This is a genomic window from Aquimarina mytili (assembly GCF_016735115.1).
GTDB classification, from domain to species: Bacteria; Bacteroidota; Bacteroidia; order Flavobacteriales; family Flavobacteriaceae; genus Aquimarina; species Aquimarina mytili.
Map to the genome: position 1 here is coordinate 225,628 of NZ_JAERQJ010000005.1, position 18,442 is coordinate 244,069.

The window sequence follows — 18,442 nt, forward strand, 5'->3', positions numbered from 1 at the left end:
TTAGTGCTCTAAAATGCTCATTAAATGTTTGCCATATCCGCTTTTGACTAATGGCCTAGCCAATTCTTTTAATTCTTCCTTGGTTATATATCCCATTCTATACGCCACTTCTTCGATTGCTCCAATTTTTAATCCTTGTCGTTCTTCAATCACTTGTACAAACTGAGAAGCTTGCATCAAAGAATTAAATGTGCCTGTGTCTAGCCATGCTGTACCTTTATCCAAAATACTTACACTTAATTTTTCTTTTTCTAAATATACTTTATTAATATCTGTAATTTCCAACTCCCCTCTATGACTCGGTTTTATGTTTTTAGCGATATGTACTACCTCATTGTCGTAAAAATATATTCCCGGAACCGCATAATTTGATTTTGGTCGTTCTGGTTTTTCTTCGATTGATATTGCCTTGCCATTATTATCAAATTCTACTACTCCATATCGCTCGGGATCATGAACATGATAGGCGTATATAATTCCGCCATCGGGATCATTATTTGATTGTAAAAGTTTTGCCAATCCGGTTCCATAAAAAATATTATCTCCAAGAATCAAAGCAACTTTGTCATCTCCAATAAAATCCGCCCCAATGATAAAAGCCTCGGCAAGGCCATTCGGTTTTTCCTGAACGGCATATTTAAACTCACAACCATATTTGGTTCCGTCTCCCAATAGTTTTTCAAATAGTGGTAAATCATGTGGCGTAGAAATTATAAGTATTTCTCTTATCCCGGACCACATTAGACTTGAGAGCGGATAATAAATCATGGGTTTGTCATAGACGGGCATTAGTTGTTTGCTAACTGCAAGTGTTAAGGGGTGCAATCTTGTTCCAGAGCCCCCGGCTAAAATTATTCCTTTCATGATATAATTTTATATTTTTTTAGATACCAAGCCACTGTCTTCTCTATCCCTGTCTCAAAATTTTCGTCTGCTTTCCATCCCAATTCATTTTCTATTTTTGAAGCATCTATTGCATAGCGCAAATCGTGCCCTGGCCTGTCTTTAACATATGTGATAAGCTCTTTGAACGAATTGCCGTCTTTACGAGGAACACTTTTGTCTAATATTTCACAAATTTTTGAAGCGATATAATTGTTGTTGCGTTCATTTCTACCTCCAATGTTATATGTTTCTCCTGAAACCCCTTTTTTGTACACTAATTCAATTCCTTTACAATGATCTATGACATATAACCAATCTCTAATGTTTTTTCCATCGCCATAAATGGGTATTTCCTCTTCAGCTACTGCTTTTCTGATAATAGTTGGAATCAGTTTTTCGTCATGCTGTTTTGGACCATAATTGTTAGAACAATTAGTTGTTACTACATTCATTCCATAGGTATGAAAATAACTCCTTACAATAAAATCAGAAGAAGCTTTGGATGCACTATAGGGGCTATTAGGAGCATATGGAGTAGTTTCCATAAACAACCCTGTTTCGCCCAAGGTTCCATACACCTCATCGGTAGAAATATGATGAAAACGGCAACCTTTATACTGATCCTTATATTCATGAGGGGATTTCATCCAATGGTTTCTGGCTACGTCCAAAAGAACAAATGTTCCAAAAACATTTGTTCTAATAAATTCATCAGGGCTAGATATAGAATTATCCACATGAGACTCTGCCGCAAAGTGAATAACACCTTCAAAATTATATTCTTTAAAAAGTTTTTCTACACACTCTCTATCGCAAATATCTCCTTTAACAAAAGTGTAATTTTTATGATTCTCAATTTCTTCTAAGTTTGCTAAATCTCCTGCATAGGTCAACTTATCAATATTAACTATATGAGTTTCTGGATTTTGATTTAACATGTAAGGAATAAAATTAGCTCCTATAAATCCTGCCCCACCCGTAACTAAGATGTTTTTCATATTATCTTTTAACTCTTTTTACTAATATACAAGGAAAAATACTAAGGTTTATTGTTTTGTGCTCAGAAACCACTTGTGTTTTCTACAAAAATAGGCTAATTATCTGTTTTTTGTTTAATTTAAAGTATTAGATACTATTTCTATCATACCATTTACTGAAAAAGATAAGTTATATTTTTAATACCACTTTGATTAGATGTATCTTTTGATTAATTAGTGCAAGTAAAATTTAATAGTATTCTCTTAGGATAAATGGTACAACAGATTTAAATAACAAATGATATGGTATTAAGTTCTTTAATTTTATTTAAGCGTATAAAAAGTTGATGTCTTTAGGTTAGTTTAGCTTTTACAATTCTTGTTCGATCATAATTCTTTAAATATGTGTTTAACAAATTAAGCATCAGTATTAAGAGTAGTGCTGTTGAAAACATAATGGGTAATATGACTAGTTTTTTATTAAAAAAATCATTAGTCAAAACCCCTTTGTTCGGAAATTCAGAGATGATATTAATCGTTTGTTTTGTATTCGCCTTTTCATTATTTAGTTCAATTTTTTCATCTTTCAATGTTCTTGCTTGTTCTAATAATTCAATCTCTGACATTTTATTGTGCTGGCTTTCTGCCAAATTAATACTTGTACTGCCTTGTGGTTTTTGAGCCTCCAGAATTTTTAATTCTTTATAAAACTGTTGTAGTTCTTTAATCTCTGTCTGTTGCATTAGGATAATTGAATCTTTAAGGGCAATGTTGCGATCATTTATCTTTTTCTGAAGTGTGAAATATTCATTATTCTCTATCGATGTAACAATTGCTTTTTGGCATTTTTTTGCAATTTCTGGTGATGTAGCTTCTATTTTAATTTTGTGAAACCTAGCATTGATATTATTAAAGTTTTGCAAAAAATCGTTGTAATCTACTTGTTTTTGAGAAATTGAATCTAGCTCACTAATGAATGAGCTAAATTGTTTTATTCTTTGCGTTTGGTCAGAAAATGACTCTATGCTTATTCTTTTAATATTGAACGCCTCTTTTTCGTTAATGTTTAAGGCTTCTGCCAAGGTTACATAGTCATTCTGTTGCGCTAGTTGATTATAAAATTCAATATTGTTATACAATTGTTGGGCGCTGTTAAAATTGGGTTCAATGATCATTGAAGATCTAAATATCGGTTGGGATATATAATCCAAATAGCCTCCTATACTACAACCAATAAGTATAGCAATTGTAAATTTTACAACATGTAGTCTAAGAAAATTCAGACATAAGATAAAAAAGTGGAATATGTTCTTGAAGATTATACCTATTCGCACGAATAGCTTATTAAATGCATCTCCAATTAATTTAAATAGCTGTCCTAAGTCAATTTCATCTGGGTTGTTTTCTCTCATCTCTATAATGTCAAATCAATTTCAAATAAAAAAATAGATAACCAATTGCAATAGATATAGAAAATCATACTATGCCATAAACTGCATTATACGAATCACGAAAATCTAAAATGGTTTTGACGATAGGTAGGAAAAGCGTCAACTTTGAAATACAAGTACTCGTATTTCTATTGAAAATCAGTTTTTAAAGAGTACTTCAAAAACTGATACAAATTAAATAAAAAAACTTAGAAAAAAATAGTGTTAGCCGTTTTTTAACTCGCACTATTTTTCTACTAACAAAAATTATTCATGATTATGCTTTTGCAAATTCATTCATTCGCTTAAACAAATGCTTAAAGAAGAAAAACAAAGAAACCATACCAAAAAGCACCAATGGTATCATAATGGCTTTGTTTCCTAATAAAACTTTCTTTTTGGAAATAATTTTCCCATAATCTATAATAGAAAAAACTTCTTTATTAAAGGTAAGAATTCTTTCTTGGTCATTTATGGTTTCCATCAAGGATTCTTTTTGTTGAAGTAATGATGCAATTGTCATAGTCGATGGTTGTTCTTCGTCAGTAATAACAACTACTTCTTTTTCACTTTTTAATGGGTTCCTGCCAAGGTTTAATAGATATTGATTAATAAATTGTAATGTCTTTTTGTTTTGTTCAATATCTTCTTTAGTTTGTTTTAGAACTAAATCTATTTCTTTTTTATAGTGATCATTTGATTTAATATAGTCTAATATCGAAGAAGTAATTTTAACATTTTCAGAACTTCCATTCCTATACTTAATGGTTATTTTATGATGCCTGTAAAAGTCAGTAAACTTTTCATCTTTTAATTCATCGTCGTCATATGCCTCAATTACGCTTTTAAAAAACTCTTTATCATCATATCTTTCTTCTAAATTGTCTAATACATCTGTACTTCTAATAATTGGTTCTATGGAAATCTCTTTTAAATTATCCATTGTAGAAGGATTTGCGCTCATTCTTTTAAGAAAAGATTCATCTTTTGCGTTATTCTCAAACTCAGTAACAAAATCATATATATATCTTGCTGTATTGTGTTTGGGTTCTATGATTATTTCCTGAGCATAATCATCTCCTGTATCTCTATATTTATCTACAAAAAATCCTATCACACCCCCCAAAACTAAAACAACAGCAAATAAAATTGCTTTGCTTTTATAAAATAAAATGACAGAAATAATTAATCTTACTAAACTTCTAAAAGATTCTTTAATTAGGTTTAGAAGTTGCTTAAGATCTATTTCTTCGTTATGATTTTCAGTATTCATAATATATCTATCTTTCTTTAAATATTTGTTCTATTATTTTTTCGGTAATCAGGTACGTTGGTTTTACTCCTGTTGTGCCCAATCCTCCAGAGGCTAATGTACTTCCTGTTTCTAAAGGATTATCAGACGCATAGTATGCATACCGAACTTTAACTTCAGGGCTTATACTTCCTCTTAGCTTTGAGGCTGATTGTATTGCTTTTTGATAATGTGCTCCTTCCATTTCTAATCCTATCACATTCCAGGTTGAATCGTGAAAGAATTTCAAAATATCTCTGTTTTGCAGAGATGTTCCCAGAACGGTAATCATTGCACCATCATAAATGTCTATTCCATTGCCTTCTAAATCTTTCTTTTCTAATTGATTATTAAATGGGTAATTATCGGCCGTTCCTTCAAAAACATGAGCAGTAGGAATCATAATATCACCTTTACCTCCTTCAAGAATACCTGCTTTTCCCATAATAGAAACAGATTTAACATCGATATGGTTTTTAGTACTTTCTGTGACTGCGTAAGGCTTTAGCAATTCGTCCATGGTTTCATATGCCTGTTCGCCAAATGCATAATCCATCACAATAATTAGTGGCTTGTCTTTATCCTCAACATCAGAAACTAAACCGGCATACTCTCCCTCTTTGTATTTAGCGGTGTCAAATAGTTGCACATTAATATTAGCTCCACTTTGATCTTCAATATACGTCATTCCTTTCTGCAGGGCTAATTTCTCTACTCTTGCTCTTAATTTATCATTTTTATTATCACTTAATAATTCATAAACGTCAAAAGTACTTTTGGTTTTTAACTCTGCTTTTAAGGCAATCGGTGCGTATAAAACATTCATCACACTATGCATGTTGGCGCTAATGATATGTATTGGTCGATGAAATAAATCAAGCTCTACTAATTTCTTTTTAATGGCATTTGCCCAGATTTCCCCATGGATATGGTGTCCTAATCGTTCTCTTAGAACCGGGCTAAAGGTTACTATTCGCTTTTTGTCTTCTATGGACTCTTCTATTGCCAATTTGCCCAACCAATAAATAATGTGTAAAAACCGTTCTTTGTTCTCCGGGCACGAAAAATCACTATAAATCGAAGTCACTTCTTCAAAGGTACGACCTAATATATTTGCTGTATGGGTTAGGGCTACTTCTCTTTCGGCTTTAGTTAAGTCTTTTTTAGTTCCTAAGACTGCTTTTTCAAGTTTTTGCCAATCTCGTGTAACGTTACCTTGCTCATTAATTACCACACGATTCATGATCTTATGAGACTCTATAAATAGAAATGTAAGGTGTGTAAGGATATCATATATCTCAGAGCGCCCTCTAGTAATCTCAATATTCATTTGCTCCTCATCGATGCGATAACAATTTCTACGTCTTTTTGGAGGGACAATCGCTTTAAAATGAGAGTTTTTATATCCTTCTTCGCTTGTAAGGTTTATATATCGACATTCTTCAATACCGAATGGTAAACGGTCTATAACATAAAGTAATCCGTTAAGTTCTACTTTTTCTTCGGCAACAGAACCATAGATCTCTGGGCGCAAAGTTAACAGTGCTTCTCTAAGAGTTTCTCCTGAAACTCCCATGGGCTTATAAAAGCCTCTATTGAAAAGATGACGCATAGTAATATACATGCGTTCTATTGCGCTAGAACTTTCTTGAGCCCTTGTTCTTCCTTGTAGTATAAGATTTGCCATAAATTTTTCCTAGCAAATATAAGTATACTTGCTGAACAATTAAATTCAATTGATATTATTTGTTGATCATAGCAGAGAGTACATCAGCAATTTTTCGATCATTGGAGAGCCTTGGTAGCTTATTTTGACCCCCTAACTTACCTATGGATTTCATGTAGTTCTTAAATCCATCTTTAGGCACTACGGTTACCTTTAATGTTCTCAGGATTTTTCCTTTGATCAAATCATCATAATAGGTGTTCTGTTTTCGAAGCGAATTGTCTATCGCCAATGCTAATGTTTCAACATCCTGGGGCGTCTCGCTAAACTCAATAAACCATTCGTGATAAGGCAATTCTGAATCTTCAGGATTCACTTGAGGTGCAACAGTAAAATCATTGATGAGCACACCAGTCGCCTCTGCTCCTATTTTAAGTGCCTCTTCAACTTCTTTTCCTATAACGTGTTCTCCAAAAGCCGAAATGAAATGTTTTATTCTTCCGGAAACCACAACCCTGTATGGTGATCTGCTGGTAAACATTATAGTATCACCCACATTATATGCCCATAATCCAGCGTTTGAAGAAACCAACATCACATAATTAACTCCTTTTTCTACTTCTCCAATCGTCAATCGTTTTGGGTTTTCGTTAAAAAACTCATCGGCTTTTACAAACTCATAAAACATACCCGAATCTAATTGCAATAGCATACCTTTTTCGTTCTGACGATCTTGAAACGCAAAAAAACCTTCAGAAGCGGGATACAATTCTATACTTGCAACTTTTCTTCCTATAAGTTTTTCGAAAGTGCTCTTATACGGTTCAAAGTTGACACCTCCATAAATAAATAGTTCAAATCCTTTGAAGAGTTCTCCTATCGTTTTGTTTGTTTTTTCCTGAAGTTTTTCAAAATACATCTGTACCCAAGGTGGGATACCACTAATCACAGTCATGTTTTTATCTACCGTTTCCTCAACTATGGCTTCTACTTTTTGTTCCCAATCCTCTATACAATTTGTTTCCCAACTTGGCATCCGATTCTTCTGAAGATACTTAGGCACATAATGGGCCACTATACCTGATAATCTACCCAGTTTTACTCCATTCTTTTCGCTAAGCTCTGGGCTTCCCTGAAGAAATATCATACTACCATCTACAAAATCAGTTTTTCCAGTTTCTTCAATATAACATAATATTGCATTGCGGGCTGCCCTAATATGAGTTGGGATAGAATCTTTAGTTAGCGGTATATACTTTGCTCCACTTGTAGTGCCGGATGTTTTTGCAAAATACAATGGTTTTCCTGGCCAAAGAATATCTTTTTCTCCTTCAACAACACGATTCACATACGGTTTTAATTGCTCATAATCTCGTATAGGTACATGTTTGGCAAAATCTGAAAAGGTTTTAATTTTTTCAAAATGATGATCAACCCCAAACGATGTGTTTTTGGCCGTGTTTATGAGTTGATTAAAAACACGTTCTTGTGTTCTTGTTGGATTTGAAGCCCATTTATTGACTTTTTTGCGAATACGCCTTGCAAAAATCTTAGCTCCTAATGCTTTTAAAGACATAAATAATTATTGTTCAAAATCAATAAAGTTAGATGGGTCTGTAGGATAACCATCTCTCCATAATTCAAAATGCAAATGGGGACCAGTAGATAATTCTCCTGTGGATCCTGCCATAGCGATTACTTCTCCTGATTTTACTTGCTCTCCCTGCTGTTTGGTAAGAGATGCATTGTGTTTATATACAGTAAGAAGGTTATTGCTATGCTTGATAATAATTACATGACCGGTCTCTGCGGTCCACTCTGCAAATATTACGGTTCCTGCAGATGCAGCTTTTACCGGCGTGTCTTTAGGGACGGCAACATCGATACCGTAGTGTTTTTCATTTACACCATATCCTGAAGTAATATTTCCTTTTACAGGAGGAAATAAAGAGAAATCGGTACTTGATTTTTCACTCTCAAATAAACTGTACTTATCTTCTTTTGATACCTCTTCTCGAAGTAAAATATCTTCTTCTGATGGTGTTAAGTCTACTTCTTCTGGATTCAGTTTTTGAGATTGTATTGCAGAATCAATATCAAACTCAACCGTGGTTACATCTCCGGTTAGTACCTTTTTAATAGACTTATAGTATTTTTGATTAATCGCAATCATTGACTCCAAAGAATCTGTTGTAGCCACTAACTTGGTAGCTTTTAGATTGAGTGATGTAGAAGAATATCCAGGTATATATTCTCTTAACGGAGTAAACGCAATTAAGAAAGTAGTTCCTGCTACCAAAACTATTGATGTGATTGTAACCAACACAAAAACGTTAAGCCTATTTAGCTTAAAAGATATACGTTCCTCAAAAGTATCTTCGTTAAGGATAACTAGACGATACTTGTTGAGTAATTTTTTGGTAATTCTCTTTTGTTCTTTTTTCTTTTTAGCCATAAAATATATACCAAATAAGGGTATAAAAAGGGTATTATTATACGCAAATATACATATTCTTGCAATTAAAGAATATAACGTAATCGATTAATAAATCGTCTGGGGTTATTAAAAAAACATTTCTCTTCTTTGTTTTTAACAGTTTAAAAACGCTATTAATATTATTCTTACTAACTTTGCAGTCTAATAGTTATAGATCATGATGTCATTAAGTATATTTTTAGGAATGATTGGGCCATGGCAAATTGCTTTAATAGTTGCCATTGTATTGCTTTTATTTGGAGGAAAGAAAATCCCTGAATTAATGAGAGGCCTTGGTAGTGGAATAAAAGAATTTAAGGATGCATCTAAAGAAGATGAAGATCCCAAAATTGATGAGAAAAAATAATTTCTGTAATCAAATGTATACATTAAACCCAACTCAAATGAGTTGGGTTTTTTTATAAACTATGTTCATGGCCTCGCCCGATTTTGCTTTTCAATAGGTTCAGCAACTAATCCTGTAAGGATAGAGTATGGCTTAATCAATAAGCGATAATTGAATCCGCTTTCTATTAAGATCAACGTCTATTACGGTAACCATGAGATGTTGGTGTAATTGAACAACGGCATTTACATCACTAATATATTCATTTGCCAATTTTGAAATATGAATCAATCCGCTTTCTTTAACCCCGATGTCAACGAAGCATCCAAAATTTGTAATATTATTTACAATCCCAGGTAATTTCATTCCGGATCTTATATCTTCAATTGTCTTTACGTTAGGATCAAACTCAAAGACGGTTACTTTTTTTCGTGGGTCTACACCAGGCTTTTCAAGCTCTTTAACAATGTCTGTTAATGTTGGAAGTCCAACCTCTTCGGTGATATAGCTTTGTAGTTTAATTTTTTTGATTGCATCTTTATTTCCTATTAATTCATGAAGTGGAACACCTGCATCCTTGGCCATTTTAGAAACTAGCTTATACCGTTCTGGATGTACGGCAGAATTGTCTAATGGGTTTTTAGGACTAGTTATTCTAAGAAAAGCGGCAGCTTGTTCATATGCTTTACCTCCTAATCTTGGTACTTTTTTTAATTCTTCCCGAGATTGTAATGCTCCATTTTCTGATCTGTACGCTACAATATTTTCTGCCAGTTTTTCACCAATACCTGAAACATAACTAAGCAAAGGCACACTTGCAGTATTTACGTTAATCCCCACACTGTTTACACAACTCATCACTACGGTATCCAGTTCATTTTTAAGTTTAGATTGGTCTACATCATGTTGATATTGACCTACTCCTATTGATTTTGGGTCAATTTTTACAAGTTCTGCCAATGGATCTGCCAATCGTCTACCAATAGAAACAGCCCCTCGAACGGTAACATCATAATTGGGAAACTCTGCTCGAGCAATTTTGGATGCCGAATACACTGAGGCTCCACTTTCGTTAACCATAAACACCTGTACAGGGTTCTCGAATGGAATTTTCTTAATAAATGCCTCTGTTTCCCTTGCAGCAGTACCATTTCCTATTGCAATAGCCTCAACTTTGTACGCATTAACTAGAGAACGTACTTTTTTAATCGCTGATGTTGTTTCTCGTTGTGGTGGGTGAGGGTATATATTTTCATTATGCAACAAATCGCCTTGTTTATCCAAACAAACAACTTTACACCCGGATTTAAAACCTGGATCTAATGCCAGTATTCTTTTTTGCCCCAATGGAGAGGCTAGTAAAAGTTGTTTCAGGTTTTGAGCAAAGACGTTAATGGCACTATCATCTGCCTTTTCTTTAGCCTGATTTAACACTTCTGTAGAAATTGCCGGGGCCAACAATCGCTTATATGCATCAGAAATGGCTAAAAACATATGATCTGTACAAGCCTCGATGTTTGTTTTGATCATTACATCATCAATAATATCTAAGGCATCACCCTCGGGTACCGTAATCTTAACTCTAACAATTTTTTCGTTCTCTGCCCTTAAAATTGCCAGTAATCGATGTGATGGGCATTTGTGTAGTGGTTCTTCCCAATCAAAATATTGTTGATATTTTTGAGCGTCTTCATCATCTTTTTTGGTTTTAATCACTGCAGAGGCTATTGTCGCTTTTCGTTGATATAATCTACGCAGTCTGTTTCTAATCTTTTCGTCTTCATTAATCCACTCTGCAATAATATCTCTTGCGCCTTGTAATGCCAATTCTTCATTTACTATTGTATCATTAAGATATTGAGAGGCAACAAAAAGAATTTCTTCTTCTTTTTGCTGCATAACAACCTTAGCTAAGGGTTCTAAGCCCTGCTCTCTTGCAACACTGGCTTTAGTTTTTCTTTTTTTCTTATACGGTAAATAAAGGTCTTCTACTTGGGTTAATGTTTCTGCAGTTACTATTTTTTTTTCTAATTCTGGAGTTAGTGCTTCTTGTTCTTTGATTGCTGCAAGTACACTTTCTTTTCTTTTTTGAAGGGTTTCAAAAGCCAACTTGAATTTTACAATTTCGCCTATGGCAACCTCATCAAGATCACCGGTCATCTCTTTACGGTATCGCGAAATAAAAGGAATAGTTGCTCCATCATCGAGTAGAGCAACAGTTTTGGTAATTTGTTTTTCTGAAATCGGCAGATGCTTAGCGATATAAGAAATCGTATTCATTTATTTATTTTTTGAATCGCTAAATATAATGCCAAAAACGGGCATTTATTTTATAGAAAAGAGAAAGTTTTCTACAAATTTTGGAAAAAAAGACTACTCAAACTTAATGGTCTTGATAATCGCTTCAAGCTCGAACATGTTATCTCTTTTATTTACAGAGGGAGCAAATACAAAACCTTCTAGAACTAACAATCTATTGTTTTTTTCGTCTTCAATAGCATAGTTTACAAAAGGCCCGGACATAAACCTGTCTTTAATTTCCCAGGTTCCTTTGGTCTCAAAAGTAAACCTACCTGCAAGTTTTGTTTCATAAAGATAAGGTGCATATGCTTCTTCGGTAATAAACTTGTTTGTTCCTGTTTCTCCTGCAGGGATTTTTAATGTACCAATTGAATCTCTCATTTTAATAATACTTCCCACAGTATTCGAATCTTTGGTAATCGTTCCAAGCGGTAATTCATATACTATAAGATTCATGCTTCCGTGTGAGATATCTTTTCGAATCCAAAAAAATGTATCTTCTTCCATAGCTAATCGATATGCAGAAGGTATATTGATCTTGACTCCTAGTTTTTCTTGTAGCTGTGGAATTTTCTCAAGAGATTTTCGAATCCTGGATTGTTTCTCTTTGGTTTCAATAGTTTTAAACTTTGAAACGATTGTTTCATGATGTTCTTTGATCTGAGAAATGATTTCACTATCAGTTCCTGAAATCACTGCTCCTAATTGAGGAGTTGCATACTTGTTTTTAAGCAAATCAAAACTCTTTTTCTTTCCCTTTCTGATCCAAATAAAGGTTCTGTTTTTGCGTGCTAGACCAGAAAACGCCGTAGAAGGCATCTGACGCATAGAAAACAAGGGTTCTACTTGAGGTAATCCCGGTACTTCTGCTCCAAAATATTTACGGATGGTATCTCCTAAACTGCCCTTCCACAGTTCATTATCAATAACAACAGATAGTTCATTAATTTTACCAACAGATTGTGCCATAGCACTCTGAGGTTTTTTTTGGCTTTTATCTTTTTTAGTTTCTGTACAACTAAGTATGCAAAGCAAGCCAATGATGACTAGAGATAATTTTTTCATAAAATGATATTTGCGGTTATGATTTTGAAAGCTTCAGTTTCATACCTGGTTTTATACCGCTACCGCTAATATCGTTCCAATTTTTAAGATTTTCGACAGAAACTCCTTTAAATTTTTGTGAAATACTCCAGAGCGTGTCCCCCGACTTTACAGTATACATTTCAGAATTGCTGGTAACCGCCTTTGCCGCTGTAGGTTTAGAACTTTTAGGCTTATCGACTACGGGTCTACGTGGATAGATCGTTAAACGCTGACCTATTCTAAGGTTATTACTTCGCAATCCATTCCATTTTTTTAAACTACTTACCCTAACTCCGTATCGTCTTGCTATTTTTCCTAAGTAATCTCCACTGCGCACACGATATCGAATTCTATCATTCGCTTCGTAGTATTTTGGAAGTGGTTTTTCGCGCTTATCAAATTCTGCCTGGGCCAATGTATAAATTTTATCTTCGTTAGCTACAAAAGGTCCAATTTTATCAATTGGCAAACGCAGTACATAGTCTTCATCTTTGATGAACGGAATAATATCTAATTTATACGATGGATTTAAAAACTGTAATTCTTCAATATCAATATTCATATATTCTGAAACCTGATCCAAAGTGATCATTTGTTTTACGCGTATGGTATCGGTTTCGAAATATGCAAACTCTGGCACTCTAGGTTTAAAATTGTGCTTGTCTGCATATTCAAAAATATACATAGTGGCCAAAAATGCCGGTAGGTATCCAGCAGTTTCTCTAGGAAGGTTATGTCTTATGTTCCAATAATTAGTTCTACCACCACTTCGTCTAATCGCCTTTGTAACATTGCCTGGTCCTGAGTTATACGATGCTAAAGCAAGATCCCAATCTCCAAATACCTTATAGAGATTAGATAAATATTTGCATGCTGCTTTGGTTGCCATAATCGGATCCATACGCTCATCAACATAAGAGCTTACTTCTAATCCAAACATTTTACCGGTACCAAACATAAATTGCCATAATCCTGTGGCTCCAACTCTGGATTTTGCTCTAGGTTTTAAAGCAGATTCTACAATAGCCAGATATTTTATCTCTAAAGGAATATTTTGATTGTCTAATTCTTGTTCGAATAATGGAAAGTAAAACTTACTCAGTGCCATTAATCGTTCCAAATGCTCATGTCTATTCTTTAGATAATTTTTTATTACGCTTTCTAAAGAAGCATTATACTCTACATTGAAAGGTGTTCGAGCATCTAATTCTTTAAGTCTTGCTTTTAAGGTGTCTGTAGGTAAGTCTACATATTCTACAGGTTCATAAGTAAGTTCTGTAACCGATTTATGAATGGTGTCAAACAGGTTTGAATTGTATAGTTCTTGTTTCCAAAGAGAGTCTAATTTTGACATCTTCGGATAATCATTTGCCAGATATACTACAGTATCTTTTACACTTGTGGTTGTAAGTGTAGTTTTTTGAAGCTCTCCAGTTGTTCTAATGGTTTTTGTGGTATCAATAACCTGAACGGTATCTTGAGTTAACCTAGGAGTTTGACTACTTGTATTTTCTTTGTGTTTATTGGGGTAATACGTTTCTTGTCCAAATAGTGAAACAGAAACGAGTAGAAAAGAAAGAAATAGTGTGAAATACTTGTTCATTTGCAAATGCGTTTACTTTTTTAGTTCTAGGAAAATTTTGGGGCTATTTGTATTGTTTTTAACATGTTATCAACAATACAGCAGCGAAAATCGCATTTTTTTTCTAAAATCCAAAAGATCAATACGTTAAAAACGCAAAAAAACCGGTTTAAACTACCGGTTTTTGAAAATTCTTACAAATAATATTATTTTTCTTACACAAAATTAGCTTCATTTAGTTTTCAATAGCTGCTATGCCAGGCAACGTTTTACCCTCCAGGCTTTCCAACATTGCTCCTCCACCTGTAGATACATAACTTACTTTATCTCCAAAACCAAATTGTTTTACCGCAGCAACTGAGTCTCCTCCACCAACAAGTGAAAAAGCACCTTTTTCTGTTGCCTCAGCAATCGAATGTCCTAAGGCGATTGTGCCTTTTGCAAAGTTTTCCATCTCAAAAACTCCTAATGGTCCATTCCAAAGGATTGTTTTTGACTCCAGGATAACTTGGTGAAAGTTTTTTAATGTTTCAGGTCCTGCATCCAATCCTTGCCACCCCTCAGGAATCGCATCAACATCAACCACCTTGGTGTTTGCATTGTTATCAAAAGCATCAGCCCCTAACACATCAACAGGAAGGTGTACTTGCACTCCTTTTTCTGAAGCCTTCTTTAAAATTTCTAAGGCTAACTCTTGTTTATCATCTTCGCAGATAGAATCACCTATTTGACCACCTTGTGCCTTAATAAACGTATATGTCATACCACCCCCAATGATAAGATGATCCACCGTATCCAAAATGTTTTCAATAATTGTGATTTTTGAAGATACTTTTGATCCCCCTAAAACAGCGGTAACAGGTTTTTCTCCACTACGTAACACTTTATCAATACTTTCAATTTCTTTCGCCAACAGGCTTCCAAAGCATTTATTTTCTGGAAAAAACTGAGCCACAATAGTTGTTGATGCATGTGCTCTATGTGCTGTTCCAAACGCATCATTTACATAGATGTCTCCTAATTTTGAAAGCTGCTCTGCAAACTCAATATCACCAGCAGTTTCTGATGGATGAAACCTTAGGTTTTCAAGCAATAGCACCTCTCCGGGATGTAACGCTGCAACAGCGTCTTCTGCCTCATGGCCTACACAATTTGGTACATATTTTACCTCAACACCAAGAACATTGGCAACTTTATCAACAATATGTCGCAAGGAAAACTCATCTTGCACTCCTTTGGGTCTACCTAAATGAGACATCAATACTGCGCTTCCTCCATCTTCTAAAACTTTAATAATACTAGGTTTTGCTGCTTGTATTCTTGTGTCATCGGTTACCTCAAAATTTTCATTTAAGGGTACATTAAAATCTACTCGGATTAAGGCTTTTTTATTTTCGAAGTTAAAATCGTTGATTGTTTTCATCTGGTTTTCTTACTGTATTGATATTGAGCAAACGAAAATAATTCTATTTCATTAAAAACTGGGCTAAACCAAAGAAAAAATCTACGAAAACGATGGTAAATTTTCACATTTCATCGTTTTTTTAGAAAAAAGACATTTATATTCTACAATTACTTTGAGTCCTCAGTTATTTCTTCATATCAAACCCTACATCTTAACCCTATCTCTTATGAGAAAGGAATTTTTAAATACTTCATTGAAATAAATTGATTATTTAAGTTAATTATAATTCATGCGTTCTACCTCATACTTCTTTTTATATTTGCTTATGCTTTTTTCAGAAATATTAGGATTAAAACATATTAAAAGCTATTTGACTACAAGTGCAGATCGCCAAAGAATACCTCATGCTCAACTTTTTGTAGGCCCAAATGGTAGTGGAACCTTGCCAATGGCTATAGCTTATGCACAATATATTTTATGTCAAAATCAAAATGGAGAAAACAAAGAAGGCAGTCAAGCCTGCAATATAAAGTTTGATCATCTGGCACACCCTGATCTTCATTTTGTATATCCCGTTGCCGTGAATGATAAAGTTAAAAAGCACCCCACGTCTGATCAATTTGCTGAAGAATGGAGAATCTTTGTAAAAGAAAACCCGTATGGAAGCATTTTTGACTGGTATCTATCTTTAGGAATCGAAAAAAAACAAGGTCAAATAGGTGTAGATGAGGCTTTAGAAATTGTAAAAAAGCTTTCGCTAAAAAGTTATGAAGGAGGATACAAAGTGATGTTGATCTGGATGGCCGATAAAATGAATATTGCAGCTTCCAACAAACTTCTCAAATTAATTGAAGAACCTCCCGAAAAAACCATCTTTATCCTTATCACTGAAGACGAAGAACATCTTATACAAACAATTAGATCTAGATGTCAGGCACTACACTTTCCGCCTTTAGGAGAGCAGGTGATCAAAGAAGCACTTCAAGAAAATGAAAACATATCAGATGCCGATGCGCTAAAAATAGCCCATCAAGCAAATGGAGATTATAGCAAAGCATTGCATTTATTGCGTCATGATGGTGGCGATGACCAGTTTGAAGATTGGTTTATACAATGGGTGCGAACCGCATTTAGAGCAAAAGGCAATAAATCGGCTGTTAATGATCTGATTACCTGGAGCGAATCTATTGCGGGAACTGGCAGAGAAACCCAAAAGAAATTTTTAAAGTATTGTCTTGATTTTTTTAGACAAGCCATGTTGCTCAATTATGGAGCAAAAGACTTGGTGTTTTTGGAGCCCAATACAGCAGGTTTTAAATTAGAAAAGTTCGCTCCTTTTGTTCATGGTGCCAATATTATGGATATTTGTAACGAATTACAAGATGCAGCCTACCATATAGAACGAAATGGTAATGCCAAAATTATTCTTACAGATCTATCTATAAAACTTACTCGCCTATTACATAAAAAAGCAAGTTAACATCAAATATAAATTACCTATGGATAATTTTATGACTCATATCGTTTCAATAACCATTCTATTATTTCTACTCATTACTTTCTTACAATCTGGAATTGATAAAATGGTTGACTGGAAAGGAAATCTTAATTGGTTAAAAGAACATTTCTCGGCAACGTTTATGGGGGAAATGGTTCCTCTTCTACTTAGCATTATTTTGATTATCGAGGTCGTTACGGCAATTAGCTGTATTATGGGTATTTATCATTTAATTACAGATGGCACGACTTATTATGCAGTTGTCGGGATGTTTTTAGCTTGTTTAACGCTCTTAATGTTGCTTTTTGGACAAAGAGTAGCCAAAGACTATCAAGGTGCCTTAACGATCACCTGTTACTTTATCGTGGCTATATTTGGATTGTATGTAATAACCTTATAGCAGAAAAGAAACTTATAAACAAAAAGAGCTTCTATGTTAGAAGCTCTTTTTGTTTATATATCTATACTTACTTTTAGTATGTACATCCACATTTACTCTGTCTACAACCAAAGTCAAGTCCCAAAGTAATCATATGTGATCCTGCGGCTGTACTTGGTTCTAATACCTCATTTACATTAACCTGATATCCATAGGCCACATAGAAATTAGATTTCTTGATCCCAATCATAGGAGATACAGAAAGGGGCTTGAAATCCTGATCCACTAAAGATCTTAGACTAATCCCGGCCCAATAATAGTCACCACGGTGCATTTTACGTACTTTGAGATTAATATCTGTTGTTGATCGACCATCACCGGTAAAGTTTTGATATAAAATAGAAGGCTCTACTTCGATATCACTAAACCTATGATAGAACGTATACCCTGTATACAGATAATAGTTTTGTATCTGTGAAGGTTCTGTAGGGTTAAAGTTATCAATTTGCTTCTGTAACAAATTCACCGCATTAGCACTTAAAAAGAACCTCCCGATTCGGTATAGTAGTGCAATGTCAAAGTTAGAGTCATTTACGCTTATATCTGCCAATCCCGGGTTAAATGGATTGTCTGGATCTCCATTACTAAACTCTGAAGTATCAATACCAAACTGAGTAAATTTATAGCTAATACCAAAAGACAGATATTGGTTATTATATTCACTTAACGTTAAGTGATGAGCAAACGATAATTGAATACCTCTTTGCGTAGTAAAACCATTCTGGTCATTAAATAATATAGCTCCAACACCCGAACGGTCAGATATTCTACCGTCAATAGATAAAGATTGAGTTCCTGGCGAATCTTCAATACTTACCCATTGTTCAAAACCAGAAGCTCTAACCTGCCAACAGTCTCCTATCCCTGCATATGCAGAGGAAATCAAATATGGGTTATCTGCAATATACTGGTTTTGTACAGGAGCAAAAAACTCTTGTGCAAAAGTGCAATAGCTTGCAAATAGGCTAAATATTATAATATATTTCTTCATCTAACATTTAAAATTACAGATCATTAACTTTTCTCTTTCTTATATCCTAAACCTTACAGTCTTATAACT

The 18,442-nt window shown here is 34.2% G+C and carries 15 protein-coding genes; 3 read left to right on the forward strand and 12 right to left on the reverse strand.

All coding sequences use genetic code 11. The features are described 5' to 3' along the window. From rfbA to JJQ60_RS14250, 7 genes are all read right to left on the reverse strand, one after another. A complete protein-coding gene (gene rfbA / locus JJQ60_RS14220) occupies positions 1 to 864 on the reverse strand; it encodes a glucose-1-phosphate thymidylyltransferase RfbA (RefSeq protein WP_201921378.1) in 864 nt (287 codons plus the stop codon). Continuing rightward, positions 861 to 1,883 (reverse strand): dTDP-glucose 4,6-dehydratase, encoded by a 1,023-nt coding sequence (gene rfbB, locus JJQ60_RS14225; protein ID WP_201921381.1) that lies wholly within the window; start codon positions 1,881 to 1,883, stop codon positions 861 to 863. The genes rfbA and rfbB overlap by 4 nt, the downstream gene beginning before the upstream one ends. A 332-nt stretch (positions 1,884 to 2,215) precedes the next feature. Beyond that, positions 2,216 to 3,274, reverse strand: coding sequence for a hypothetical protein (locus JJQ60_RS14230; RefSeq protein WP_201921384.1), 1,059 nt, complete (start codon positions 3,272 to 3,274; stop codon positions 2,216 to 2,218). A 295-nt stretch (positions 3,275 to 3,569) separates the two neighbouring features. Continuing rightward, positions 3,570 to 4,565 (reverse strand): hypothetical protein, encoded by a 996-nt coding sequence (locus JJQ60_RS14235; RefSeq protein WP_201921387.1) that lies wholly within the window; start codon positions 4,563 to 4,565, stop codon positions 3,570 to 3,572. 7 nt (positions 4,566 to 4,572) lie between these two features. Further along, positions 4,573 to 6,270 (reverse strand): DUF6909 family protein, encoded by a 1,698-nt coding sequence (locus tag JJQ60_RS14240; protein WP_201921389.1) that lies wholly within the window; start codon positions 6,268 to 6,270, stop codon positions 4,573 to 4,575. A gap of 55 nt (positions 6,271 to 6,325) precedes the next feature. Beyond that, positions 6,326 to 7,825 (reverse strand): GH3 auxin-responsive promoter family protein, encoded by a 1,500-nt coding sequence (locus JJQ60_RS14245; protein WP_201921391.1) that lies wholly within the window; start codon positions 7,823 to 7,825, stop codon positions 6,326 to 6,328. Between the two features lie 6 nt (positions 7,826 to 7,831). Next, positions 7,832 to 8,704, reverse strand: coding sequence for a M23 family metallopeptidase (locus JJQ60_RS14250; protein WP_201921395.1), 873 nt, complete (start codon positions 8,702 to 8,704; stop codon positions 7,832 to 7,834). A gap of 199 nt (positions 8,705 to 8,903) precedes the next feature. Between JJQ60_RS14250 and JJQ60_RS14255 the strand changes: the two genes are divergently transcribed. Continuing rightward, positions 8,904 to 9,092, forward strand: coding sequence for a twin-arginine translocase TatA/TatE family subunit (locus tag JJQ60_RS14255; RefSeq protein ID WP_317194015.1), 189 nt, complete (start codon positions 8,904 to 8,906; stop codon positions 9,090 to 9,092). A gap of 132 nt (positions 9,093 to 9,224) precedes the next feature. On the opposite strand, the gene JJQ60_RS14260 is transcribed toward JJQ60_RS14255, so the two are convergent. The 4 genes from JJQ60_RS14260 to JJQ60_RS14275 form a co-directional block, all read right to left on the reverse strand. Then, on the reverse strand, positions 9,225 to 11,351 hold the full coding sequence (locus JJQ60_RS14260) for a Tex family protein (protein ID WP_201921398.1): 2,127 nt from the start codon (positions 11,349 to 11,351) through the stop codon (positions 9,225 to 9,227). Between the two features lie 93 nt (positions 11,352 to 11,444). Beyond that, on the reverse strand, positions 11,445 to 12,437 hold the full coding sequence (locus JJQ60_RS14265; RefSeq protein WP_201921401.1) for a DUF4837 family protein: 993 nt from the start codon (positions 12,435 to 12,437) through the stop codon (positions 11,445 to 11,447). Positions 12,438 to 12,453: 16 nt separating this feature from the next. Further along, on the reverse strand, positions 12,454 to 14,061 hold the full coding sequence (locus JJQ60_RS14270) for a LysM peptidoglycan-binding domain-containing protein (protein WP_201921404.1): 1,608 nt from the start codon (positions 14,059 to 14,061) through the stop codon (positions 12,454 to 12,456). Positions 14,062 to 14,275: 214 nt separating this feature from the next. Further along, positions 14,276 to 15,463 (reverse strand): phosphoglycerate kinase, encoded by a 1,188-nt coding sequence (locus JJQ60_RS14275; protein ID WP_201921407.1) that lies wholly within the window; start codon positions 15,461 to 15,463, stop codon positions 14,276 to 14,278. A gap of 307 nt (positions 15,464 to 15,770) precedes the next feature. Here JJQ60_RS14275 and holB point away from each other — a divergent pair, with 307 nt between their 5' ends. Both holB and JJQ60_RS14285 read left to right on the forward strand, forming a co-directional pair. Then, complete coding sequence (holB, locus tag JJQ60_RS14280; protein ID WP_201921577.1) at positions 15,771 to 16,925, forward strand: DNA polymerase III subunit delta'; 1,155 nt, start codon at positions 15,771 to 15,773, stop codon at positions 16,923 to 16,925. 19 nt (positions 16,926 to 16,944) lie between these two features. Continuing rightward, positions 16,945 to 17,343, forward strand: a complete 399-nt coding sequence (locus JJQ60_RS14285; RefSeq protein ID WP_201921410.1) for a DoxX family protein — start codon at positions 16,945 to 16,947, stop codon at positions 17,341 to 17,343. Positions 17,344 to 17,416: 73 nt separating this feature from the next. Here JJQ60_RS14285 and JJQ60_RS14290 read toward each other — a convergent pair whose 3' ends face one another. Beyond that, the gene (locus JJQ60_RS14290) at positions 17,417 to 18,373 is read right to left on the reverse strand and encodes a PorP/SprF family type IX secretion system membrane protein (protein WP_201921413.1); all 957 of its coding nucleotides are present in this window, start codon (positions 18,371 to 18,373) and stop codon (positions 17,417 to 17,419) included. Positions 18,374 to 18,442 lie beyond the last annotated feature (69 nt).